Annotated in this window: 20 protein-coding genes; 9 read left to right on the top strand and 11 right to left on the bottom strand. The window is 71.7% G+C overall.

Annotated elements, in window-relative coordinates:
- Positions 1-50 precede the first annotated feature (50 nt).
- Positions 51-2,855, bottom strand: a complete 2,805-nt coding sequence (gene secA / locus BK819_RS05690; RefSeq protein ID WP_071328731.1) for a preprotein translocase subunit SecA — start codon at positions 2,853-2,855, stop codon at positions 51-53.
- A 189-nt stretch (positions 2,856-3,044) separates the two neighbouring features.
- On the opposite strand from secA, the gene BK819_RS05685 reads away from it, so the two are divergent.
- Both BK819_RS05685 and BK819_RS05680 read left to right on the top strand, forming a co-directional pair.
- Positions 3,045-3,677 (top strand): PadR family transcriptional regulator, encoded by a 633-nt coding sequence (locus tag BK819_RS05685; protein WP_071328290.1) that lies wholly within the window; start codon positions 3,045-3,047, stop codon positions 3,675-3,677.
- 80 nt (positions 3,678-3,757) lie between these two features.
- Positions 3,758-5,086 (top strand): hypothetical protein, encoded by a 1,329-nt coding sequence (locus BK819_RS05680; RefSeq protein ID WP_071328289.1) that lies wholly within the window; start codon positions 3,758-3,760, stop codon positions 5,084-5,086.
- A gap of 62 nt (positions 5,087-5,148) precedes the next feature.
- Here BK819_RS05680 and hpf read toward each other — a convergent pair whose 3' ends face one another.
- From hpf to mtrA, 5 genes are all read right to left on the bottom strand, one after another.
- Positions 5,149-5,805 (bottom strand): ribosome hibernation-promoting factor, HPF/YfiA family, encoded by a 657-nt coding sequence (gene hpf / locus BK819_RS05675; protein WP_071328288.1) that lies wholly within the window; start codon positions 5,803-5,805, stop codon positions 5,149-5,151.
- Positions 5,806-5,936: 131 nt separating this feature from the next.
- Positions 5,937-6,584, bottom strand: coding sequence for a ComF family protein (locus BK819_RS05670; RefSeq protein ID WP_071328287.1), 648 nt, complete (start codon positions 6,582-6,584; stop codon positions 5,937-5,939).
- A gap of 91 nt (positions 6,585-6,675) precedes the next feature.
- The gene (locus BK819_RS05665) at positions 6,676-8,394 is read right to left on the bottom strand and encodes an LpqB family beta-propeller domain-containing protein (protein ID WP_071328286.1); all 1,719 of its coding nucleotides are present in this window, start codon (positions 8,392-8,394) and stop codon (positions 6,676-6,678) included.
- Positions 8,391-10,070, bottom strand: a complete 1,680-nt coding sequence (gene mtrB, locus BK819_RS05660) for an MtrAB system histidine kinase MtrB (protein WP_071328285.1) — start codon at positions 10,068-10,070, stop codon at positions 8,391-8,393. The genes BK819_RS05665 and mtrB overlap by 4 nt, the downstream gene beginning before the upstream one ends.
- Positions 10,071-10,077: 7 nt before the next feature.
- Positions 10,078-10,758, bottom strand: coding sequence for an MtrAB system response regulator MtrA (mtrA, locus tag BK819_RS05655; RefSeq protein ID WP_025103044.1), 681 nt, complete (start codon positions 10,756-10,758; stop codon positions 10,078-10,080).
- 95 nt (positions 10,759-10,853) lie between these two features.
- Between mtrA and BK819_RS05650 the strand changes: the two genes are divergently transcribed.
- The 5 genes from BK819_RS05650 to BK819_RS05630 all read left to right on the top strand — a co-directional run bounded on the left by BK819_RS05650 (position 10,854) and on the right by BK819_RS05630 (position 16,348).
- The gene (locus tag BK819_RS05650) at positions 10,854-12,200 is read left to right on the top strand and encodes a glycerophosphoryl diester phosphodiesterase membrane domain-containing protein (protein WP_071328730.1); all 1,347 of its coding nucleotides are present in this window, start codon (positions 10,854-10,856) and stop codon (positions 12,198-12,200) included.
- Positions 12,167-12,838: a DUF4129 domain-containing protein gene (locus BK819_RS05645; protein ID WP_256209401.1), complete on the top strand. Its 672-nt coding sequence runs from the start codon at positions 12,167-12,169 to the stop codon at positions 12,836-12,838. The genes BK819_RS05650 and BK819_RS05645 overlap by 34 nt, the downstream gene beginning before the upstream one ends.
- Positions 12,835-14,019 carry a DUF4350 domain-containing protein gene (locus BK819_RS05640; RefSeq protein WP_071328284.1) on the top strand — a complete coding sequence of 395 codons (1,185 nt, stop codon included), beginning with the start codon at positions 12,835-12,837 and terminating at the stop codon, positions 14,017-14,019. The genes BK819_RS05645 and BK819_RS05640 overlap by 4 nt, the downstream gene beginning before the upstream one ends.
- A gap of 97 nt (positions 14,020-14,116) precedes the next feature.
- Positions 14,117-15,040 carry a MoxR family ATPase gene (locus tag BK819_RS05635; protein ID WP_256209416.1) on the top strand — a complete coding sequence of 308 codons (924 nt, stop codon included), beginning with the start codon at positions 14,117-14,119 and terminating at the stop codon, positions 15,038-15,040.
- Positions 15,041-16,348, top strand: a complete 1,308-nt coding sequence (locus BK819_RS05630) for a DUF58 domain-containing protein (RefSeq protein WP_071328282.1) — start codon at positions 15,041-15,043, stop codon at positions 16,346-16,348.
- 16 nt (positions 16,349-16,364) lie between these two features.
- Here the strand turns inward: BK819_RS05630 and BK819_RS05625 are convergent, their stop codons facing one another.
- Positions 16,365-17,357, bottom strand: a complete 993-nt coding sequence (locus BK819_RS05625) for a stage II sporulation protein M (RefSeq protein ID WP_071328281.1) — start codon at positions 17,355-17,357, stop codon at positions 16,365-16,367.
- Between the two features lie 16 nt (positions 17,358-17,373).
- Between BK819_RS05625 and BK819_RS05620 the strand changes: the two genes are divergently transcribed.
- The gene (locus BK819_RS05620; RefSeq protein ID WP_071328280.1) at positions 17,374-18,183 is read left to right on the top strand and encodes an RDD family protein; all 810 of its coding nucleotides are present in this window, start codon (positions 17,374-17,376) and stop codon (positions 18,181-18,183) included.
- A gap of 29 nt (positions 18,184-18,212) precedes the next feature.
- Here BK819_RS05620 and BK819_RS05615 read toward each other — a convergent pair whose 3' ends face one another.
- The gene (locus BK819_RS05615) at positions 18,213-18,419 is read right to left on the bottom strand and encodes a DUF3499 family protein (RefSeq protein WP_025103036.1); all 207 of its coding nucleotides are present in this window, start codon (positions 18,417-18,419) and stop codon (positions 18,213-18,215) included.
- Between the two features lie 77 nt (positions 18,420-18,496).
- Between BK819_RS05615 and BK819_RS05610 the strand changes: the two genes are divergently transcribed.
- A complete protein-coding gene (locus BK819_RS05610) occupies positions 18,497-18,922 on the top strand; it encodes a hypothetical protein (RefSeq protein WP_240742964.1) in 426 nt (141 codons plus the stop codon).
- A 9-nt stretch (positions 18,923-18,931) separates the two neighbouring features.
- On the opposite strand, the gene BK819_RS05605 is transcribed toward BK819_RS05610, so the two are convergent.
- The 3 genes from BK819_RS05605 to BK819_RS05595 all read right to left on the bottom strand — a co-directional run bounded on the left by BK819_RS05605 (position 18,932) and on the right by BK819_RS05595 (position 23,743).
- Positions 18,932-20,314: a DUF5719 family protein gene (locus tag BK819_RS05605; protein WP_071328279.1), complete on the bottom strand. Its 1,383-nt coding sequence runs from the start codon at positions 20,312-20,314 to the stop codon at positions 18,932-18,934.
- Entirely contained in the window at positions 20,311-23,343 is a 3,033-nt protein-coding gene (locus BK819_RS05600; protein WP_083391679.1) for a glycosyltransferase, read from the bottom strand. Before BK819_RS05600 ends, BK819_RS05605 begins: the two co-directional genes overlap by 4 nt.
- Positions 23,344-23,425: 82 nt before the next feature.
- Positions 23,426-23,743 (bottom strand): WhiB family transcriptional regulator, encoded by a 318-nt coding sequence (locus BK819_RS05595; protein WP_060921730.1) that lies wholly within the window; start codon positions 23,741-23,743, stop codon positions 23,426-23,428.
- Positions 23,744-23,871 lie beyond the last annotated feature (128 nt).

The raw sequence follows: 23,871 nt of genomic DNA, 5'->3' as shown, positions 1-23,871 counted from the left end.
ACGCAAGGAGGGCCAATCCGCACGGACTGGCCCTCCTCGTCACCCGAAGGCTACTTCTTCTTCTTGCTCTGCGCGCGCCGCTGCTCGCGGTTGCCCGCCGCCGGGGCGGCCGGCTCCGTGCGCTGGCCGAAGGCGCCGCGCGGGGCCTCCTCCGGCTCGGCCTGCTGCGGAGCCTGCGCCCGTGCCGCGGCCTGGCGCATCCGGTCGGTCGCGGCCTGCTGGACCTGCCCGCGGTCGTTGCGGACCTCGACCTCTCCGGCGTCGTTCGCCGCCGAGTACTCCAGGCGCTGCTCTCCGCCGTCGGTGGCGAGCCCCTTGGCCTCGACCTCTGCCGTCTCGGCATCGCCGGCGCGACGGACCTCGACCTCGAGGTTGTAGAGGTAGCCGACCGACTCCTCCTTGATCTGACCCATCATCGACTGGAACATCGCGTAGCCCTCACGCTGGTACTCGATGAGCGGATCGCGCTGCGCCATCGCCCGGAGGCCGATGCCGTCCTTGAGGTAGTCCATCTCGTAGAGGTGGTCGCGCCAGCGGCGGTCGAGCACCTGGAGGACGACACGGCGCTCGAGCTCGCGGGTCGCGGCCTCACCGAGCGACTCCTCGCGCTTCTCGTAGGCGATCTTCGCGTCCGACAGCAGCTCGCGCGTCAGGCCCTCGGCGGTGATGCCGCCCTTGCGTCCGGCGGCCTCCGACACGACCTCGTCGATCGTGACGCTCACCGGGTACAGGGTCTTCAGCTCGGTCCAGAGGGCGTCGAAGTCCCAGCTCTCGTTGTGGCCCTCGCCGGTGTGGTCCTTCACGACGCCGCTGATCGCGTCCTCGATGAAGTGCTGCACCCGATCGGCGATGTCGTCGCCCTGGAGGATGTGGCGGCGGTCGGCGTAGATCGCCTCGCGCTGACGGTTGAGGACGTCGTCGTACTTGAGGACGTTCTTGCGCATCTCGGCATTGCGCGCCTCGACCTGCGACTGCGCGCTGCGGATCGCCCGGGACACGAGGCCCGACTCGATCGGGACGTCGTCGGGGAAGTTCGTGCGGGCCAGGATCGCCTCGGCGGCGCCCGACTGGAACAGCCGCATGAGGTCGTCGGTGAGGCTCAGATAGAACCGGCTCTCGCCCGGGTCGCCCTGACGTCCGGAACGACCGCGGAGCTGGTTGTCGATACGGCGCGACTCGTGGCGCTCCGTGCCGAGCACGTAGAGGCCGCCGGCCTCGATGACCTTCTCGGCCTCCTCCTCGACGACCTTCTTCATGGCCTCGTAGGTCTCGTCCCAGGCGACCTCGTACTCCTCCGGCGTCTCCACCGGGTCGAGGCCCTTCGCCTTCAGCTCCTGCACCGCGAGGAACTCGGCGTTTCCACCGAGCATGATGTCGGTGCCTCGACCGGCCATGTTCGTCGCGACCGTGACGGCCCCGAGGCGGCCGGCGCGGGCGACGATCTCCGCCTCGCGCGCGTGGTTCTTCGCGTTGAGGACCTCGTGCTTGACGCCCTTCTTGGCGAGCAGGCGCGACAGGTACTCGCTCTTCTCGACGCTGGTTGTGCCGACGAGCACCGGCTGCCCGCTCGCGTGGCGCTCCGCGATGTCCTCGACGACCTGCGCGAACTTCGCGGCTTCGTTCTTGTACACCAGATCCGGCTGGTCCTTGCGGATCATCGGCTTGTTCGTCGGGATCGGGATGACGCCGAGCTTGTACGTCGACATGAACTCGGCGGCCTCGGTCTCGGCGGTACCGGTCATGCCGGCGAGCTTGTCGTAGAGGCGGAAGTAGTTCTGCAGCGTGACGGTGGCGAGGGTCTGGTTCTCGGCCTTGACCGGCACGCCCTCCTTCGCCTCGATCGCCTGGTGGATGCCCTCGTTGTAGCGGCGCCCGACGAGGATGCGCCCGGTGTGCTCGTCGACGATCATGACCTCGTCGTTCATCACGACGTAGTCGGTGTCCTTCTTGAACAGCGCGAGCGCCTTGATCGAGTTGTTCAGGAACGAGATGAGCGGCGTGTTGGCGGACTCGTAGAGGTTGTCGATGCCGAGATAGTCCTCGACCTTCTCGATGCCCGGCTCGAGGACGCCGACGGTGCGCTTCTTCTCGTCGACCTCGTAGTCCTCGCCGGCGACGAGTGTGCGCGCGATCTTGGCGAACTCCGCGAACCAGCGGTTCGCCTCGCCGGAGGACGGCCCGGAGATGATGAGCGGCGTGCGGGCCTCGTCGATGAGGATGGAGTCCACCTCGTCGACGATCGCGAAGAAGTGCTCGCGCTGGACGAGGTCCTCCTTGCGCCAGGCCATGTTGTCGCGGAGGTAGTCGAAGCCGAACTCGTTGTTCGTGCCGTAGGTGATGTCGGCCGCGTACTGCTCGCGGCGCACGGCGGGCGTCTGGCCGGAGACGATGATCCCGGTCGTCATGCCGAGCGCGCGGTAGACGCGGCCCATGAGCTCCGCCTGGTAGCTCGCGAGGAAGTCGTTCACGGTGATGACGTGCACGCCCTCGCCGGCGATCGCGTTCAGGTAGGCGGGGAAGGTGGCGACGAGGGTCTTGCCCTCACCGGTCTTCATCTCGGCGATGTTCCCGAGGTGCAGGGCGGCGCCACCCATGATCTGCACGTCGTAAGCGCGCATGCCGAGTGTCCGCTTGGCGGCTTCACGCACCGCGGCGAAGGCTTCGGGCATGAGCTGGTCGAGCGTCTCGCCCTTCTCGTAGCGGGCGCGCAGCTCGGCGGTCTCGTTGCGCAGCTCGTCGTCCGTGAGCTGGGAGATGTCCTCCTCGAGGGCGTTCACCGCCTTCACCACCTGGTTCAGACGGCGGATGATCCGCCCCTCACCTGCGCGCAGCAGCTTCTCAAGAGGATTCGCCACGGATGTCATCTCCCTGTCATTGGGTCATTCGCCGGCCGCCGTGAGGCGGGCGCCAGGCATACTTTGCCATGTTACCGGCCTGTGACCTCCACGTCGCCTGCATGGGTCCGCCGCGTCGCGTCCGGGAAGTTGCCCGGTATGCATATACTCGGCACTGCTTTCCATCCGCCAGCCTTCAGGAGACCGGTCATGTCCGTACGCCAGAGCCTGCTCGCCATCCTCGATCAGGGCCCCTGCTACGGCTACCAGCTGCGGCACGAGTTCGACCGCCGGACCGGATCGACGTGGCCGCTCAACGTCGGCCAGATCTACAACACCCTGGAGCGGCTCGAGCGCGACGGGCTGGTCCAGCGCGGGGAGGCCGACGAGCACGGCCATGTCTACTGGCGCATCACCGCGGCGGGCTCGGCCGAGGCGGCGCGCTGGCTCGCCGCTCCGGTGCTCCGCGCCCCGGCGACGCGCGAGGAGCTCGCCGTGAAGCTCGCGGTCGCCGCCACCCTGCCCGGAGTCGATGCCGCGACCATCCTCCGCAGTCAGCGGGACGCCTCGCAGCAGCGGCTGGACGAGCTGCGCCGCACGCCCTCCCCCGGACTCGCGGCGGGCAGTCCCGAGGACCTCGCGTGGTCGCTCGTCCTCGACTCCCTCGTGTGCGCCGCGGAGGCCGAGCTGCGATGGCTCGACCAGGCGGAGGCACGACTCGCGCAGCACCCGCATCCGGAGATGGCCCTGGAGCTCACGACGGAACGCCCCAAGAGAGGGCGCCCGGCGAAGACGCTGCCGTCCGCCGTCGCCGGCGGCGACCCCGTCGCGGTGCCCGCCTGAAGAGTTCGGCGACGACGCCCTCCGTTCGCCTGGAGCGGATGCTCAGCCCGCGCACGCGCCCGGGAAACTAGGATCGGCACATGGCTGGATTTTGGGGCAGACGCAAACGCGAACAGGAAGAACTCGCCGCGCAGGACGCGGACCTCGCCCGGCGTGCGGAGCAGGCACTTGTCGCCGCCGACGAGCGCATCCGCACCACCTCCGACGAGCTCGTCTTCGCGGAGGCCGAGCTCGGCGAGTCCCTGACCGCCGACCTCAAGGCCGCGCTGCTGTCGGTGCGGACGCACCTGCGAGAGGCGTTCCAGCTCCACCAGCTCAACCACGACGAGATCCCGGACACCGACGAGGAGCTGCGCACGCGGAACGCGCGCATCCTTCAGCTCTGCGACTGGGCCCAGGACCTGCTCGACGAGAAGACCACCGTGCTCGCGGAGTCCGTCGCGAAGGTGCGGCGCGCGCCCGAGATCATCGCGCAGGTCCGGGCGGACGCGGAGGCGCTGAGCGCCCGCATCCCGCAGACGGACGAGACCGTGTCCCGGCTCTCCGCGCGCTACTCCGACTCCGCGATGCACCAGATCACCGCGAGCGCCGCCGAGGCGGAGCAGCTGATCCGCTTCGCCACCCACAGCGCCGACATCTCGGAGCGCCGCCGTGCCGCCAAGCAGAACGAGGAGGCGAACCTCGCATTGGAGACGGCCACCGAGGCGACGCGTCGTGCGGGCGCCCTGCTCGATGCGGTGGAGGACTTCGAGATCGAGGCGCTGCGCGCCGAATCGACCCTCGCCGAGGTGATCGCCGACTCCCGCAACGACCTCATCGCGGCGCGGACCGCTCCGTCCACGCCCGCGGTGGCGGAAGCCGTCGCCCGTCTGCAGGCGGCTCTCGCCGCGCTCACCCCCTCGGGTCAGCCCAACGACCCGTTCGCCGAGCTCTCGCAGCTGCGCGAAGCGAACGCGGGCCTCGACCACGCCATCGCCACCGCGCGACACCGCGCCGAGAACCCGCTGCCGTCCATCGCACAGGTGCAGCACGCGATGGACGACGCCGACCGCCAGCTCGGCGTCGCTCGCGGGCTCATCGCCGGCCACCGCGGATGGATCGGCGCGGACGCGCGCACGCGGCTGGCGGAGGCCGAGCGGCTGCGGGTCGACCTGCCGGCTCTCCTCCCCGCCGAGGACACCCGCGAGGCGGCACTGACCCAGGCCCGCCGGGTGGCTCATCTCGCGGCAGAGGCTCTCCAGCTCGCACAGCGCGACATCGACTCCTCGCGCCCGCAGGACCAGGACTGGGGCGGCGGCGGTTGGGGTGGCGGCCCTCGTCGCGGCGGCGGCATGGGCGGTGGCGACCTCGCCTCCGGCATCCTCGGCGGCCTCGTCATCGGCAGCCTCCTGGACGGCATCTTCGACTAACGTTCCGCACCACTGCACGAGAACGGCCCGACCCCCGCGGGGTCGGGCCGTTCTCGGTCGTCTCAGGAGGCGAGCGCCTCGGCGGGCGGCGCCTGCGTGCTCAGGGCGATGACTCCGTAGTCCCAGCCCTTGCGGCGGTAGACCACGCTCGGGTGGTCCGTGCGCGCATCGACGAAGAGGAAGAAGTCGTGCCCGACGAGCTCCATCCGGTCGACGGCCTCCTCCACGGTCATCCACTCCGCTTCGAAGCTCTTCGTGCGGATGACTACCGGGGAGTAGTCCTCCTCCTCCTCGGTCTGCACCGGGATGCTGCCCGTCGCCACGGCGTGCAGCACCTCGGCGGAGGCCGGCTGCACATCGATGCCCTCGAGCGAACCGCTGCCCTTCTCGAAGTGCGGTCCGCGCGGATGCTGCCGTCCGTCGACGCGCTTCTCCTTCGCGCGGCGCAGCTGCTCGGTCATCTTGTCGATCGCCAGGTCGAGCGCCACGAACTTGTCGCCGTCGACGGCCTCGGCACGGACCACGGGGCCCTTGCCAACCAGGGTCAGCTCGACCGTCTCATCCGGGACGCGACCGTTGCGGTAGACCCGGTGCGTGACCTTCACGTCCAGACGTTGCGCCTTGGCGGCGAGGGTCTGGATCTTGGCGATCTTCTCTTCGACGACGGTGCGGAAGCGATCGGTGATGCCCACTCCGACGCCCACGATGCTCGTTTCCATTGCTGCCTCCTTGTCCCGGTCCACCCGGCCAAGGGCGGACCGTGGTCGCCTTGTGACACCCCACCGTAGTCCGACCCGCCGCGGATGTCACGGCCTGAGGCCCTGTGTCTCCAGTGAGTCTCCGATGAACCTCATCCGGATTCGGTCGGCGGCGGCGTGGCGGCGAGCGCGACGGCCCCGACGACCACGAATCCGACGGCGGCGAGGGCTCGCGTGGACTCGTCGAGCGTGGCCCCCGTCGTCACCACGTCGTCCACCAGGACCGCAGGCGCACCGTGCCCCTGTCGGCGCGCGCGCATCGCCCCGCGGACGTTGTCGGACCGCGCCGCAGCAGGCAGCTCCCGCTGATCCCGCACGCGCCGGGTGAGCGCGAGGACGCGTTGCGGCTCCGCACCGGCGCGCCGCACCAGGAGCTCGGGCACGCGGTAGCCGCGCCGGCGGAACGCGGCCCGGGAGGTGGGGACGGGGACCACCCACGCCCCCGGCACGAGGGCGGGCAGGAGCACAGCGGCGAGTGCGGCACCCAGCGGCCGGGCCAGCACGGTCTGCCCCGCTCCCTTCAGCCGCCGGATGCAGGAAGCGACCGGGCCATCCAAGACGAGGGCGGCGTGAACCCGCAGCCCGTCCGGGGTACGCACCTCCCGCGGCACGGGAGCGAGAGCGCCCAGGCAGGAGTCGCACAGCACGGTACCGGGATGCTCGCACCCCGCGCAGCTCGCCGCGAGCAGCAACGCCCCGGTCTCCGCGGCGAGCTCGCCGATCCGTGTCGTGATCCCCATGCCGAGATCCTGCCGCCGGAAGCGTGCTCGCGAATCATCCCGCGGCAGCGGTGAAACCGATCGAGGGGGATCCCGTTCCGTGCAGGAAAGGTCATTCGCCGGCGCGTGTGGCGAGGACGGAGACCCCTTCGGCGATCTCCCGCCACGCCGAACCGGCGTGCGCGAACAACTGCCCCGTGGTGTCCAGGATGCGCACGCCTGCAGGAGTCCTGGCACCGGCGATGGACGCGGCATCGCTGGGCGCGCTCTCCGCCGATGCCGGTCCGCCGACCGGCTGCATGATCAGCCGGGGCGTCGTGGAATCCGTGAGCACGGCGAGCCGATCGGGTCCCAGCCAGACGAGCCCGGTCGACGGCTCGGTGAGCTGGATGAGCTGTCGCACTTCACCGAGCTCTGTGGGCACCCCGGCGCCGTCCCGGACGATTGCCGCGACGACGACCCAGAGCTGGCCGCCGACGCGCACCACCGCAGCGACCCTGGCGCCGTCGGCGGCGACCCGGATGTCCGAGATGGCCGAGGCGTTCGGCCACGCGCCGGCCACCTGGTGCCCGACGACATCCGGGCCGACCGCGAGCAGTGCCTGCGGCGCTCCCGCGGGCACCGACCACACGTAGCCATAGGGATCGAGGGACGGCTGCACGAGACCCGGGCGGGCATCCAGCTCGTTGCGGGCATCCTCGGTCGCCAGGTACACGTGGCCGTCGTCCAGCTGCAATGCGGCGGTCGCATCGTCCGCGGCCACGTCGATCGCCGAGATCGGCTGCGGAACGGCCTGGATCTGCGCACTGATCCCGGGGATCGACGCGATCTCGTCGCCGACGATGCGACCGAACCTGCCGTCCTTCAGCACGAGCGTCCCCGGTTCCGGCGTGGTGCCCACGACGTCGACGACCCCCGCATCGAGCGCTCTGCCGTCGACGCTGAAGCGCACCTGGGTGACGTTCACCCCCGCGGCCTTCAGCGTGGCCTGCAGCTGTGTGCGCATCCGGGCCAGGGTCGTGTCGTCCAGGCTCGCCGCGGGGCGCGTCAGCGCCACCTCCGCCGCCTGCCCCGTGATCAGCACCGCGTCCTGGGCGAGCTGGACGTCCGCGGGGAAAGCCGTCTGCACAGCCGGATCGAGCCACTCCGCCGGCGTGCCGCTGACGAGTGCCTGCGTGACGGTCGTCGCCGGACTCTGGCGTCGCGGGAACCATCGCATGTCCGGGACCAGCCGCGACCAGCGCGCATCGAACCACTGCAGCGAGTATCCCTCGAACACGTTCGGGAACCTGCTCTGGTCGATCACCACGCCGTCCGGTGCCTCGGTGATCCGCCACTCGCCGTCCTCGCCACGGGCGAGAGCGAACGGCACGCTCGAATCGCCGGGGGCGCCGCTGTACGCCCCGGAGTCGTCGACGCTCGCGACCAGCTCGAGCAGGACCTGGACCTCGGCCTCCTCGGCGTCTTCGAGCTGATCGTCGGCGAGGTCGGAGGTGAACGTGCGGGCTTCCGGCCCGGCGTCGATGGAAACCCCCGCCGAAGGCCGCCAGCTGCGCTGCAGCGGCGGGGCCAGGAACTCCCGGGCCGTCGCCCAGTTGTCGGAGGTGGTGATGCCGGCTTCGAGGAACCCCTCCACGATCTCCTCTGGCCCCGCCCCCGCCACGGGACCGGAGGCCACCGGGAGCACGTCGACGTCGTCAGGCGACTCCCCCAGCTCCAGCCCGACGGCGACGTCTCCGCTCGTCGGCAGCCCGGCGCACGCGGGAAGCAGGAGCGCGACCAACGCCAGTGCGGCGCCACGGACGAATCGACTCCTCATGCGCGTGCTCATGACTGATCCTTCCCGTCGAGCAGATCGGAGTAGGCCTCGGCGATGGAGATCGGCTGCGTGGCATCACCGAGTTCGGCGAGCGGCTCCTGCGGCTCCACCGGGATCGGGCTCGGACCGTCCAGCACTCCGTCGTGGCGCGGGATGGTGAGCACGAAGTGCGAGCCGACGCCGAGCTCCGACCAGACCGCCAGGGTCCCGCCGTGCAGCGTGGCGTCGCCGAGGGCGATCGACAGTCCGAGCCCCGTGCCGCCGATCGTGCGCTGGCGCGACGGATCGGCCCGCCAGAAACGATCGAACACCCGTTCCGCGTCCCCGGGGTCCATGCCGAGCCCGAAGTCGCGGACACCGGCCGCCACCGCGTGCTGGTTGCTGTCCACCGTGACGACGACCGGGCGTCCCTCTCCGTGCTCGATCGCGTTGCCGATGAGATTGCGCAGCACCCGCCGCACGCGGCGCGGGTCCATGTCCACCGGCGAGTAGCCCCCCGGCGCCACCAGACGGACTTCCGTGCCGTGTCCTTCGGCGAGCGGCCGCATCTGCTCGATGACGTCCTCCGCGAGCTGCGCGAGACTCGTCGCCTCCAGCTCGAGCTGCACGGACCCCGCGTCGTACCGGCTGATCTCCAGCAGGTCGGCCAGCAGCGTGTCGAACCGCTGCACCTGCGCGTGCAGGAGCTCGGCGGTGCGTGCGGTCGTGGGGTCGAACTCGTCGCGCTGGTCGTTGAGCATGTCGGCGGCGAGGCGGATCGTCGTCAGCGGGGTCCTCAGCTCGTGCGACACGTCGGACACGAAGCGCTGCTGGACCATCGACAGCTCGCCGAGCTCCTTGATCTGCGCCTCGATGCTGTCGGCCATCGCGTTGAAGGAGCGACCGAGCGTCGCGAGCTCGTCCTCACCGTGCACCTCCAGCCGCACCCCGAGGTCACCCGCCGCGAGCCGCGCGCTCGTCTCCGCCGCCTGGACGATCGGAGTGGACACCGTCCGCAGCACGATCCAGGAGATGGCCGCGACGATGGCCACCAGCCCGATCCCGGCGATCCACAGGGTGCGTTGCACGAAGACGAGGGTCTGGTCGGCGTCGGCGAGGTCGTAGGCGAAGTAGATCTCGAAGGACCCGGCCTGCGGCACCTGGAGCTGCTGCCCCACGACGATGCCCGGCACCACGCCGCCGTCCTCCGTGGGCAGGGCGACGGACTGCCAGGCCTGCCGGTCGTCGAACTCGCGGACCCTGGCCTGCAGCTCGGGGCTCAGCAGATCCGGTGTGAGTCCGGCGGTGAAGCCGTTGAGCCGGACCGCCCCCGAGCCGTCCTGGATCTTGAAGCCGGCGAGCAGATCAGCACTCGACGTCCGGGAGAGGGTGTCGGGGATGCCGTTCCACAGATCGGTCAGAGCGGCGGGATCATCGCCCACCTCCGCCACGTCCAGAAGCGACTGCGCCTGGTCCACCGCACGCCGTGCGTCCTCCAGCGCCACGTTCTTCCGGGAGACGAAGAGGTCGTTCTGGATGACGAGCGCCATCGTGACGCACGTGATGAAGATCGCCAACGAGGTGGCGACCAGGGTGATCGCGAGGGTGCGGAACCGGAGCGACCGTCGCCACAGCGCCGCCAGCACGTCCGGCCAACCGCGCCAGTCGCGGAGGACGGCGACGGCCGTGGTCGCTGTCGTCGCGGCCATGGGGTCCCTAGGTGACGCTGCCGGCGCGATAGCCCACGCCGCGGACCGTCATGACGATCTTGGGGTTGTCCGGGTCGAGTTCCACCTTCGCCCGCAGGCGCTGCACGTGCACGTTCACGAGCCGGGTGTCGGCCTTGTAGTGGTACCCCCAGACCTGCTCGAGGAGCATCTCCCGGGAGAACACCTGCTGGGGCTTGGAGGCGAGGGCCACGAGGAGCTGGAACTCCAGCGGTGTGAGGGCGATCGGCGTCGTCCCGCGGCGCACCTCGTGCGCGTCCACGTCGACGGTGAGGTCGCCGATCCGCAGCTGCTCGCTGGAGGCCTGCGGCGTCGGCCGCAGCCGGGTACGGATGCGCGCCACGAGCTCCTTGGGATTGAACGGTTTGACCATGTAGTCGTCGGCCCCGACCTCGAGACCGCGCACCACGTCGGCCGTGTCGCTGCGTGCCGTCAGCATGATGATCGGCACCCCCGACTCGGCGCGGATCCGCGTGCAGATCTCGATGCCGTCCATACCGGGGAGCATCAGGTCGAGGAGCACCAGGTCGGGACGCTGCGCGCGCCACTCGTCGACGGCGCGCGCGCCGTCCGCGCAGAACACCGGCTCGAATCCCTCCGTGCGCAGCACGATGCCGATCATCTCGGCGAGCGCGGTGTCGTCGTCGACCACAAGGATGCGTGAGGTCATAACTGTTACCTTATGGCACCGAGTCCCGCCCTCCGCAGGTCTGCGCCTCAGCACGAGGATATGACACGATGGGAGCGCACGACGGAGGGAGGCCCGTGAGCGGCCAGACGTGGACCCCAGCTCCCCGGAAGGGCATCATCCCCCTTCACCCGCTGACCTTCGGCATGCTGCTGGGCAAGGCCTTCGCGGCGCTGCGGCACAATCCCAAGGTCCTGTTCGGGTTCGCCGTCGTCATCCAGCTCGTGGTCGTCATCGCCACCGCCGGGGTGATGGGCGTCGTCCTGTTCACGACGTTCTCCCGGTTGGAGACGGTCTCGCCCTCCTCCCCCGACTTCGAGGCCGTGTTCGCCGGCACCATCGCCATCAACCTCCTCGCCGGACTCATCGTCGGGCTCGCGTCCATCGCGTTCACCGCTCTCATGCAGGGCGTCGTGGCCGCCGAGGTCGGCTACGCCACGATCGGCGTCAAGGCGACACTGCGCATGCTGTGGCGTCGCATGCTCCCGGCGTTCTGGCGGCTCGCCGGGTTCGCGTCCCTCTCGGTGGTCGCCCTCTTCGGCGGCCTGGCGATCGTCGCGGGGGTCATCGGCGCGCTCATCGCCGGCGGCCTCGGCGGCACCCCCGAGATGATCGGCATCGTCGTGCTCGTCGTGGTCCTCCTGGGCCTGGCAGCGATCCCGCTCACGGTCTGGCTGTCGACCAAGCTGCTGCTCGTCCCCTCGATCCTCGTGCTGGAGCGCGCGCGCTTCCGGGAGGCGTTCGTGCGGTCCTGGCGCCTGACCCGCGGCCGGTTCTGGGTCGCGTTCGGCGTCACCTTCCTCATCAGCCTGATCATGGGCCTCGCGATGCAGGTGGTCAGCTTCCCGACCGCCATGCTCTCCTCGTTCCTCGGCACCGTCATCGCGCCGACCGGCGCCAGTGAGCCGAGCGCGGTCGTCGGGTACGTCTTCGCTCTCCTCGCCCCGCAGGTGCTCCTGCTGATCCTGCAGGCGATCGCCATCGTCGTGCAGAGCACCGGCGGCGTGCTCGTCTACCTCGATTGCCGGATGCGCTACGAGGGTCTGGACCAGGCCCTCCTCTCCCATGTCGAGCGCCGCGACCTCGGCCTCCCCGAGGAGCAGCTCGGCGATCCGTTCGCGGTCGATCCCTCGCGAGCCGTCACCAGTGCTCCCCCGCCGCGCCAGGTGCCGGAGCACGTCATGATGACGCAGGCATACGGTGCCCCCGGGTATGGCACCCCCGGGTACGGCACCCCCGGGTACGGTCCCCCGGCGTACGGTCCCCCCGGGTACGCGCCACCGCCCGCGCCCGGCGTGCAGACGGCGCCTCCCGCTCCCCCCGCCTTCGCCCCGCCGCCCCCGCCCGCACCGGCGCCGTCGGCCTCACCCCCCGCCGAGGCCGGCGGCGGATGGACAGCTCCGGGCAGCGCCCCGCAGCCATGATGCGACGCTTCGACGACGTCTTCGTCCCGGATGGGGACGAAGCACGACGCTGGGCCGAGGAGGAGCTGTCCAACCCGCGGTACGCGGACGCCAAGCCCACCTGGTTCGATCTGCTCGCCCGCGATGTGATGCGCTTCCTCACCGATCTCTTCAGCGGGGACAACGGGGCGAACGTCGGCCCCACCGCGCTCATCGTCGTCACGGTCCTCATCGCCGCGGCCCTGATCACCGCGCTGATCGTCTGGGGACGCCCCCGACGCTCCCGGACGATCCGGCGCGCGCCCGGCGACCTACTCGGTGCCGCCGACGACCGCAGCGCCGCACAGCTCCGCGCCGATGCCGAGCGCAGCGCACGCCAGGAGGATTGGGACACCGCCGTCGTGCTCCGGTATCGCGCGATCGCCCGCAACCTGCTCGAACGGGACCTCATCGATCCGGCGCCCGGCGCGACCGCGCAGTCGCTCGCCCGCTCCGCGAGCGCGGTGTTCGCCGATGAGGCGGACGCCCTCCGGCGCGCCGCTGCATGCTTCGACGATGTGCGCTATCTCCGGCACCCGGCCACCGAGGACGACTACCGGCACCTCGCTGCGACCGACGAACGCCTCCGTGCCCGCCGCCCCGAGGAGGTGCCCGCTTGACGACGACCGCACCCGCCCTCGCCGCCGGCGGCACCGCCGAGCGTCCGCGGCGTCGCACCGCCTCCGTCCTCGGATGGCTCCTCGTCGCGGCACTCGTGATCGGGGTCGCCCTCGCGGCCTCCCAGCTCGCGGCGAGCGGACCCGGCGCGCGCGGCACCCTCGATCCGGAGAGCCGCTCGGGAACCGGCGCCCTCGCCCTGGCCGAGATCCTGCGGGATCAGGGGGTCGAGGTGGAGGTCGTCCGCTCCCGGGCCGCCGCTGTCGCCGCTCTCGACGCGGACAGCACCCTCGCCCTGACCAATCCCTACGCCCTCTCCGACGACGCGCTGGCGGATCTCCTCGCCCCGGCCGACCGAGTCGTCTTCCTCTCCACGGGAACGCACCTGTTGAGCGAACTCGCCATCGGAGAGAACGCCTCCGGCTCGGCATCGCCGCGATCAGCCGGGTGCGCCGTGCCCGCCTTCGCCGAGATCGGCGATATCCGCCCCGATCGGCTCTTCGCCCCCGCCGACGGCGTCACCGGCTGCTTCGGCGAAGACGGCGCCGCCGCCGTCCTCGTCGATGAGAGGAACGGATACCGCGCTGTCGTCGAGGGCGTGAAGCTGTTCAGCAACGCGGCTCTCGCCGAAGACGGCAACGCCGCGCTCGCCCTCGCCCTGCTCGGGCAGACCGACCGGGTCGTCTGGTACGTGCCGTCCTTCGAGGACACCGACATCGAGACCGCCTCCCCCGACACCCTCGGCACGCTCACCCCCGAATGGGTCACGCCGGCGATCCTGCTGCTGCTCATCGCCGGCCTCGCCGTCGCGATCGCCCGAGGCCGGCGATTCGGTCCGCTCGTCGCCGAGACGCTCCCCGTCACCGTGCGCGCGTCGGAGACCATGCACGGACGCGCCCGCCTCACCGCCAGGGCCGCCGACGCCGCGCACGCCGCCGAAGCGCTCCGGGAAGGCGCCCGAAGACGACTCGCGCGACGCCTCGGGCTGGCCGTGCACGCCGACGCGGACGAGATCGCCGACGCCGCCGCCGATCGCCTCCGGATCCCCCGCGGCACACTGCAGAGTCTTCTGGCGGGGCCACCGCCCGGCGATGACGCCGCGCTCGTCGCCCTCGCCCGACGCCTGGACGAGCTGGAGACAGCCGTGGAGACGAGCACACAGCCCCCGGGGAGCCCCGCATGAGCACCCGTCCACCCCGCATCCCTTTCCCGACCGAAGCCGAGGAGACCCCGTGACCGACGAGAACAGTCCCGCCGACGACGCCGCGCTGCGGCAGGCCATGCACCGCGTCCGCACCGAGGTCGACAAAGCGGTGGTGGGCCAGGCCGGCACCGTCACCGGCCTCCTCGTATCGCTCCTGGCTCGGGGCCACGTGCTGCTGGAAGGGGTGCCGGGGGTGGCGAAGACCCTCGTCGTGCGCTCGTTCGCACGCGCGTTGGGCCTCGACACCAAGCGGGTGCAGTTCACGCCCGACCTGATGCCGGGGGACGTCACAGGGTCTCTCGTCTATGACGCCCGGACCGGGGAGTTCGACTTCCGCGCCGGACCGGTCTTCACCCACATCCTGCTGGCGGACGAGATCAACCGCACACCGCCGAAGACACAGGCGGCGCTCCTGGAGGCGATGGAGGAACGCCAGGTCTCGGCGGACGGTGTGAGCCGCGCGCTGCCCGATCCCTTCCTCGTCGCCGCGACGCAGAACCCGATCGAGCACGAGGGGACGTACTCGCTGCCGGAGGCCCAGCTCGACCGCTTCCTGATGAAGCTCGTCGTCGGCATGCCGGAGCGGGACGCGGAGGTGTCCGTGCTGCGACGCCACGCCCAGGGCTTCTCCCCGCGGGACCTCACGGGAGTGGAGGCGGTGATCGGCGCCGACGAGATCCGCGCCGCCCAGCGCGCCGCAGCCCGGGTGGACGTGACCGACGACGTCCTCGGCTATGTGGTCGATCTGGCCCGGGCGACCCGGCAGTCGCCGTCCGTGGAGCTCGGCGCCAGCCCCCGCGCCTCGACCGGCCTCCTCGCCGCGGCGAAGGCCTGGGCGTGGCTGAACGCCTCCACCGCCGTGACCCCCGACCACGTCCAGACGATGCTCGTGCCGGTGTGGCGGCATCGTCTCCAGCTCCGCCCCGACGCCCAGATGGAGGGCGTGTCCGCGGACGCCGTGCTGACGTCGGTGGTCCAGCAGACCCGGGTGCCGATCTAGGTGTTCGTCACGGGCCGTCTCGCCGTTGCCCTCGCCGTCGGCATCGTGCCGCTGGTCCTCGCCGGACTGGCGGGCTTCCCGCCCTACGCCGTCCTGGGCGGGTGGATCGGTCTCTGCGCCCTCCTCGTCGGCGTCGATCTCGTCTTCGCAGGCGACCCGCGCGCGGCGACCGTCACCCGTCGGGTCCCGTCGCGCGCGCGCCTCGGCGAGCTGATCCCGGTGAGCGTGGCGGTGGAGAACCGCGGGGCCCGGCTGCTCGACGTCCTCCTCCGCGACGCCTGGCAGCCCACCGCGGGAGCGCCGTCCGAGCGGCAGCACCTGCGCATCCCGCCCGGCGAACGACGGCGGGTGGACATCCCCCTGCGTCCGCGGCGCCGGGGCGAGCTCGTCAGTGCCTTCGTCGTGCTCCGGTCCCGCGGGCCACTGGGGCTCGCGGGCCGACAGGCGCAGCACCCCGTCCGCGGCGCGATCCGCGTGCTCCCGGCCTTCACCTCGCGCAAGCATCTGCCCTCCCGGTTGGCGCGCCTGCGCGAGCTCGACGGCAACACGAGCATCCAGGTCCGCGGCCAGGGCACCGAGTTCGACTCGCTGCGCGAGTACGTCCGCGGGGACGACGTCCGCTCGATCGACTGGCGGGCGACGGCGCGGGCGGGGACGACGATGCTCCGCACCTGGCGTCCCGAGCGGGACCGGCATGTGGTCCTCATCGTCGACACCGGCCGCACGGCTGCCGCCAGGGTCGGTGACGGCACGCGGCTCGATGCGGCGTTGGAGGCGGCGCTCCTGCTGTCGGCGCTCGCCGCACGGGCGGGGGATCACGTCCACCTCCTCATGCACGACAGGGTCGCCCGGGCGCGGGTGACCGGAGTGGACGGCGCCGCGCTCCTGCCCGCGCTCACCGATGCGATGGCTCCGGTGCACGCCCGACTCGTGGACACGGATTGGCATGCGGCCTTCGCAGCGGTGCGTACGCTGACCACGCGCCCTTCCCTACTCGTCGTCCTCACGGCGCAGGACGCCGCCGAATCGGCTCGCGGCTTCCTCGGCGCCTTCCCCGACGCCTCGCGGGCCATGACGGTGCTGGTCGGCTCGGTGACAGACGACGGCATCGCCGCGCTCGCCCGCGCCCGACGGTCCAGGGAGGACGTCTACCTCGCCGCCGCCGCCGAGCGCACGCTGCGGGACGCCGAGAACGTCGCCGACGCGATCCGTCGGGCCGGTGGCGAGGCCATCGCCGCGGATCCCGAAGACCTTCCGCCGCGGATCGCCGACCGCTACCTCGAGCTCAAGGCGGCGGGGCGGCTCTGACCGCGGACGCCGGCCCTCACCCGGCGACGAGCCGCGGCGTGCCGGACTCGTACTCCACGAGATCACCGGTCTCGCCGCGACGAGAGGCGCGTCGGCCGGTCACGAGCATGTAGATGAGGAAGACCGCGAGGGCCGCGGCACCGATGCCGATCTTGAGCGGCCAGGGCAGGGCCCATCCGGTCACGAAACCCTCGACGAGTCCGGAGAGGAAGAGCGCGAACACGAGACCGAGGGCGACGGTGGCCAGTGCTCTGCCCTCCTCCGCGAGCGCCTCGCCGCGGGTGCGATGGCCCGGGGCGACCCAGGCCCAGAACATGTGCAGACCCGCGGCCGCAGCGACGAAGATGCACGTCATCTCGAGCATGCCGTGCGGAAGGATGTACAGGACCATGAGGTCGGCCTTGTCATGGACGGCCATCACCGCTCCGGAGGTGCCGAGACCCATGGCGTTCTGCACGAGCATGTAGACGGGCCAGATCCCGGTCACGCCGAACAGCACGCACTGCATCGCGATCCAGGCGTTGTTCGTCCAGACCATGCCCATGAACACGGCGGCGGGGTTCTCCGTGTAGTACCCGGTGAAGCTCTCGTCGGCGTACTGCTGAAGAGTGTCGGGCGGCCCGAGCGTGGCCACCAGGGCGGGGTCGCTCGCGATCCAGGCCGCGGTGCCGACGGCGACGGCCACGAAGGCGAGGGCGATGACGAGGGTCGTCCACCGCAGCCGGTACAGGGCTGCGGGCAGTTGGAGCCGGAAGAACCGCGACGTCTGCGTGAGGATGCTGTCGGCGGCACCCGTGAGCCGGAGCCGCGCGCGCACGAGGATCGTGGAGAGGTAGGCGCCCTGCGGCGACTCCCCGACGGAGGTCTTCAGCTCCGCGAGGTCGGCCGAGGCGGCGCGGTACCGCACGATGAGCTCGTCCACCCCGGCGCCGTCCAGACGGGCGCGGCTGAGGGTGTCCAGCCGTTCCCATTCGGACCGGCGCGCATCGGTGAGGGCATCGGCATCCACCTGATTTACTGTACTCATGTCCGCGCAGATCGACGTCTCCGACGAGGTGCTCTCCGGGGAGGCGGTCGCGATCGACGTCCAGCCCGTGGGGTTCCTCCTTCGGGCGGCCGGCGCCGTCATCGACATGCTGCTCGGCTATGCCGTCTTCATCGGATCGATCCTCCTGCGCATCTGGCTCCTCGACATCGGCGTGCTCGACCCGGCCACGGACCGCATCGCCCTCGTGGCCTCCCTCGTCCTCAGCTTCGTCGTCCTGCCGATCACGATGGAGGTGGCGCTCAAGGGACGCAGCCTCGGAAAGCTGGCCATCGGCGGGAGGATCGTGCGGATGGACGGCGGAGCGGCCGGATTCCGCCACGCGTTCATCCGCGCGCTCCTCGGCGTCCTCGAGATCTACCTCACCTTCGGCGGCCTCGCCGTGCTCGTCGGCGCCTTCACCGCACGATCCCAGCGCCTCGGCGACCTCGTCGCCGGCACGTACAGCCAGCGGGTGCGCACTCCGAAGCTGGTCACGCTCGCGCCGGTGCTGCCTCCGCAGCTAACGGCGTGGGCGCAGGTGGCCGATGTGGCGCGCCTTCCGGACCGACTCGCCCGGCGCATCTCGCAGTTCCTGGTGAGCGCTCCTCGCATGCTCCCGGCTGCACGGGAGCGAGTGGCCCGTGATCTGCTCGCCGAGGCCGCGCCCTTCATCTCCCCGCTGCCGGCTGCGCCACCCGAGCTCGTCCTGGTCGGTGTCACCGTTCTCCGGCGCGAGCGCGAACGCCGCGCGCTCGCCAACGCGGACCGGCGCGCGGAGCGCCTGACCGGTCGTCGTCTGAGCGTCTGACGGCCTCGCCGGTCAGGGCCGGTCGACGCTCATGCGCGCAGCGCCTCGTGGCGGACGACGAGCCATCCCGCGGGGACCGAGAGCCGGTCGGCGTGCGGCGCGCAGAGGTCGTGCGCCTGCGGATCGTTCGCCGCGCCGAGCGGGCCGAGCGCAGCCATCTGGTCGCCGTAGTCATACGTGAGGGTGGCCACGGCCTCGCGCGCGCAGCCGACCTTCGAGCACAGTCGTCCGTCCATCTCCGTCAGCGTACGACTCCATCCGACCGCGGCGGCGGTGCCGCGCCGGAAGTGGCCGCTGCGCCTAGACTTTCGACATGCCCCGTCGCCGTTCCGTCCCCGCCTCCACCGCTCGCCGCGGTGCCAGGCACGGCCGACACGGCCGCCTCGGGCGCAGCGAGGTCGTCAAGCCTCCGCTCGCCCCGTTGGACGGGCGCATCGATCGCTTCGATCTCACCGTCGGCACCGCGGTCGAGTTCCTCCGCGGGACGTGGCCGGAGCTCCAGGACGTCCGGTTCGAGATCGGTGCGCTGCCGTCATACGACGCCGACGGCGAGGTGCCGCGCTGGCATCTCGACCGTGAGCAGCGGAGGATCGTCCTCTTCCGCATCCCCATCGAACGCCTTCTTCCGCCCGGTCACGACGACGCCGCGCATCGACGGATGGCGATCGAGAGCGCTGTCTTCCGCGCGGCGGCCGAGTACGTGGGCCGGGAGCCGTGGGATCTGGGCCACGACCACTGATCCGGCTCGTCAGGGGTAGACGGTGATCGACGTCTCGACACCAGGGGACGGTGGGACCGGGAGCACGGCGACGGCGCCGGGCGCGGTCATCGCGACGGCGGCGTGCACCTCGCCCGAGGGCCGGAGCAGGTAGGTCGTCTCCGCGGCGACATCGAGGCCACGGGTCTCCCCCGCCGGGATGACGATCTCCTGCGGCGAGCCGCCGTCGACGGACGAGAGCGAGACGGTGGTGTCCTCGTCAGACGTGTTGGCCAGTTGCAGTCGCGGAGACGGACCGGACGGCACCGCGAACGCGACCTCCGCATCGATCTCGGGGGCGGGGGTGACCCACGCGAAGTCGGAATCCGCTCCGAAGCCGTCCTGCTGACGGACTCCCGCGATGACCGGGGCGTCGGCCTCGATCTCCACGGTGTACGTCCCGGGCTCGAGTCCGCTGAGCGAGACCTGGGCCGGCTCGTCCGCGGTCAGCGGCACCGTGAACTCGTCCAGACCGGGGCCGCCGCCCTCGGCGGTCACACGGACCTGGGCGAGCGCGTCCGCGCCGGGAGCAAGCAGTCGCAGCACCGTCATGTCCCCCTGGTCCCCCGTCGCGGCGAACGCCTGCACGCCCGGGAGCACGACGCGCTGCTGAGGCCCGGGCACCGCTTCCTGCTGGTCGGCCCCCACCGGGTCGAGCACCTGCATCAGCGCGGACTGCAGGACGGCGCGGACCGGTGCCCCGACCGCGCTCACCTTGACGACGGGGATGTCGTTCCCTGCGGCGACGGAGGTCAGCGGCAGCGCCGTCTGCGTGCGCGGCGGGACGATGACGGTACGACCGCCACGCGCCGATCCGTAGACCGCGAGGGTCACGGTCGCGGGGACGTCGGACGCGTTGGCGAGGAGGACCACGTCCTCGGCTCCGGTGCCCACCGACCCTCCGACGAGCCACGACTCCAGCCGCGGGATGCCGCAGGGCGAAGCCGCGAAACCGGCGAGGTCGTCCGAGGCCAGGGTGGACGACTCGGCTCCCGCGATGAGCGGCGCCGTGCGTCCCTCGACGGCACCGGTGAGCACGGGCACCTCCTGCCCGTCCACCAGATCCGGGACGGCGAGCCCCGCCTGCGACGGGACACCGCTCGTGCCCCCTGTCGTGAGTTCAGGAGTCGCCGCCCGGCGCATCTCCGACGGGGCGGCCGTGTTGCGACCGAGAGCGTGGAAATCGCCCGCGCACACCAGGACGCTGTCCCCGGGGAGCGGAGTCACCTGCTGCTGTGCCGGCTCGTGCGTCACGGTCGGCCAAGGGGCGTGCACGGCGGTCGCGACGCCCAGCACACAGGCCGCGGCGACCACGACTCCGGTGACGACGCGCGCACTGGTCGCGGCGACGCGGAACGCACGGTTGCCGGTCATCGGTGGTCCTCCTCGGTGCCGGTGCTTCCTCGGCTCTCGACGGACGCAGGGGTGTCGGTGGGATCGCCGTCCGGCACGTCGTCATGGTCTTCGTCGGTCGGCTGGGCGTCGGCGATCGGGGCGAGCGCCTCGTCGGCCAGCGCGGGCTCGTCCTGCGGATCCTCGACGGCGCCGACCGGCGGCACGTCGGCTGCGTCTGGCACGGTGTCCTCCGCATGGCGCGGGAGCACCAGCGGCTCCTCCGGCGCCCTGCCGACGATCCGCGACTGCGCCCGCGCCGCCCGACGCGACGCGCGCGTCGGGATGGACAGGAGCAGCGCGGCGAGCAGGACCAGGAGCTGCACCGTCACGACGATCCGGGCCGTGCCCTCCTGGGTCGCGCTCAGCGACGCCGGCGCCGCCGGCTCGCCCTCGAGACGCCAGAGGACTCCTCGATCCGTCGACCCTGCCTGCACGAGGCCGGCCCGTTGGTCGATCGCGGCGACGGACGCCGTGCGCAGTGTGCGTGCGCGATCCCCCTCACCCGGCGCCTCCGCGAGGAGGACGTAGCTGATCCCCTGCGCGAGCAGTTCCGCCGGCGCGTCGAAGTCGCGGGCGGAGATGAGGTCGACGGCGAGAGTCGCGATGTCGGTCCCCTGCGGTTCGACCGCCGTCGAGAGCATCGTCGTCTGCGAGCCGAGGGTCTCGCTGGGACCGTGCACCACGTCGACAGCGAGACCGCCGTCGTTCTGCGGCGTGAGGATGAGAGTGGAGATCGGCCGATCCCCGGCCGCCTGGGCTCGCACATAGGCGGGAAGGGTGGATTCGGGGCCGTTCGTCAGTGCGGAGCGGTCGGTGTGGAAGGCGGTGAGAGCGGGGACGGCGCACACCACGAGAGCGAGGGCGGCCACCCCTGTGGCGGCGACGCGCAGGCGCGGCAGCGTGATCGCCGTGTCGAGCGTGATCGTCGCGGCACCCACGACGCCGATCCAGGCGAGGCTCAGACCGGTGCCGGGCCAGATCGGCACCGGAGCGCTCCCCGCGGCGGCGACGCTGATCCCGACGGCGAGAAAGGCGGTCGCGAGTCCGCTGAGCGCGACGACCAGCAGGGTGATGCCCGCCCGCCATCGAGGGGAGACGGCTGACCCCAGCGCGAGCAGCGCGAGCGGTGCGCACAGCAGCGCTGCCCAGGTTCCGGGGACGACGCTCGCCCAGCCCGCCAGATCGCTCGTCGGGAAGCCCCCGGCGATCGCCAGGCGTCCGGCGGCGTCAGCCGACGCCTGCGGCCCGAGCCACGTCAGGCCGGGATCGGCGAGCAGACCGAGCGCGGTGCCGTGGGCGAGCTGCCAGAAGATCAGGGGAGCGAACAGCACCGCGGTGGGCAGGGGAAGCCAGAGCAGGCGGCCCGCCCCTCGGAACTGCGCCGTGCCGAGCACGATCCCCAGAGCCACGACCCACAGCAGCGCGAGGGCCGGAGCCAGGACCGGCGCACAGGCGACGACCGCCGCCAGGAGCAGGGACGCACTGCCCGCCGCGCCCCAGGAGCGGTGGGCGACCACCGCCGAATGGAACAGCCATGGGAGCAGCAGGTGGACGAGCACGGCAGAAGGACGCCCGTCCACGAGCGCGGTGAGGAAGGTCGGCGCGAGCGCCCACGCGATGCCGGCGAAGATGCGCAGTCCGGCCCGATCGGTGACCCGAGTCGCGGCGAACCATCCGCCGAGGACGGCGAGCGGCAGCGCGAGGATCCACAGCAGCACCATCGCGAAGGACGGCGCGCCCGGCCACAGCGACCCCAGGACGGCGATGATCGCGGCGAACGGGTCGGCCGGTCCGACGAGATCGACACCGACCCCGCGCAGACCCCATGCCGCGTCCTGCCACAACGCGCCCACGGTCTCACGCAAGGGCAGGAGGCCACCGCCTCCCAGCGCCGGCCACGCCAGGAGACTCGTGAAGGAGGCGATGCTCACCACCAGCGCGGCCAGCACCGCCCAGGCTCCGCCCCCGGAGAAGAAGCGGAGCTCGCTGACGGCACCGTGCTCGCTGCCGTGCCCGTCGTCGAGCCGACGACGCAGTTGTGCGGGGGTGACGCGCAGCGGGGCGATGCTCGCCCAGCTGGAGGAACGGAACGAACGGATCCGGGCGCGCGATCGGGCGACGGCGCCGAAACGGACCATCGCGAGGAGAGCCGCCCCCCACTCCGGGAACACGGCCTCCGGCCGCTTGCCGATGAGATGGGTGAGGGAACGCCACAGTGCGAGTGGCAGGAACGTCAGCCAGTGCAGCGGCACGGCGGCGGCAGGCGCATAGGCGAGGCGGCGGTGCAACTGTGCGAGGCGGGTGACGAAGGCGCGGCGTGCTCGTCCCGCAGGGAGCGCCGCAGGGCCGTCCGGGGCGGCGGAGACCCGCGCAGCCGGAGCGAGGACGACACGGCCGCCTCCGAGCCGCGCGCGCACGCCGAGGTCGAGACCCTCGTCGGCACCGCCGAGGGCGGGATCGGGGCGCAACGCCTCGCGCACCTCGCCGCGGATGAGCAGGCCGCGGATGTCGGCGCCGAGGGCGTCGTCCATCCGGTCGTGCTGGCCCTGGTCCAACTCCCCGGCCGCCAGCTCGACCGAGCGGCCGAACGTGGTCATGCTCACGCCCAAGGAGACGATCTCGCGCTCGTTGTCGGTGGCGACGAGTTTCGGCGCGATGATCGCGGCGGACGGCGAGCGCTCCAGCATGCCCGTGAGGCGCTCCAGCGCACGCGGGTGCGGAGCGGTGTCCTGCGCGAGGATCCAGATCGCCGATCCGTCGAGGACGCGGGGGCGCGCCAGATCGAGAGCCTCGGCGAAGGAGGTCGACGCGCGCGCCTCGATGATGCCCTCGACGGTCGCGGCGACGGCTTCGCTCTCCCGTGCGGTGGTGGCGTCGCCGCAGATGATCAGCGTGACGGCCGCGGGCGGGAGCGTCTGCGAGCGCACCGCGTCGAGCGTGCGGAGGAGCTGGGCGCGGGCGGAGGGGCCGGGGCGCGCGACGATGAGGGCATGAACTCGGGCTGGCATGACGTGGTCAGCCTATGCGGGGCGTCACGCCGGGATGCGCACCGCTCCCGGCGCGCCCGGGAAGCCGCGCCGCGAAGTCGGGTCAGCTGGCGCGACGCTTGAGCTTGCGCCGCTCGCGCTCGGAGAGACCGCCCCAGATGCCGAAGCGCTCGTCATTGGCCAGCGCGTACTCGAGGCACTCGCCACGGACGTCGCACGCCGTGCAGATACGCTTGGCGTCCCGCGTCGAGCCGCCCTTCTCCGGGAAGAACGCCTCGGGGTCGGTCTGCGAGCAGAGCGCGTCGCTCTGCCAGGCGAGGGCGTTGTCGTCATCCTGGTCGGACCGGCGGACCCCGGGGACACCGAGGTTGACCGGATCGACGAACCAGTTCTCCGGCACATCGGAACGGTAACCCGTCATCTCGACCTCCAACCCTTCAGAAACCGCCCCCCTGGCGGGCCGTGCTCACCTAATTACACCCGTGTCATTCCCTCCGGTCAAGTCGCGGATCGTAAACCCTCAAGCGATTCTTGAAGGTTCTTGGACGT

Origin of the sequence: Microbacterium sp. LCT-H2, assembly GCF_001866135.1 — a bacterium.
Lineage (GTDB): Bacteria > Actinomycetota > Actinomycetes > Actinomycetales > Microbacteriaceae > Microbacterium.
Note: the sequence above shows the minus strand (reverse complement) of the source record. Positions and strands in the feature narration are given on the sequence as shown.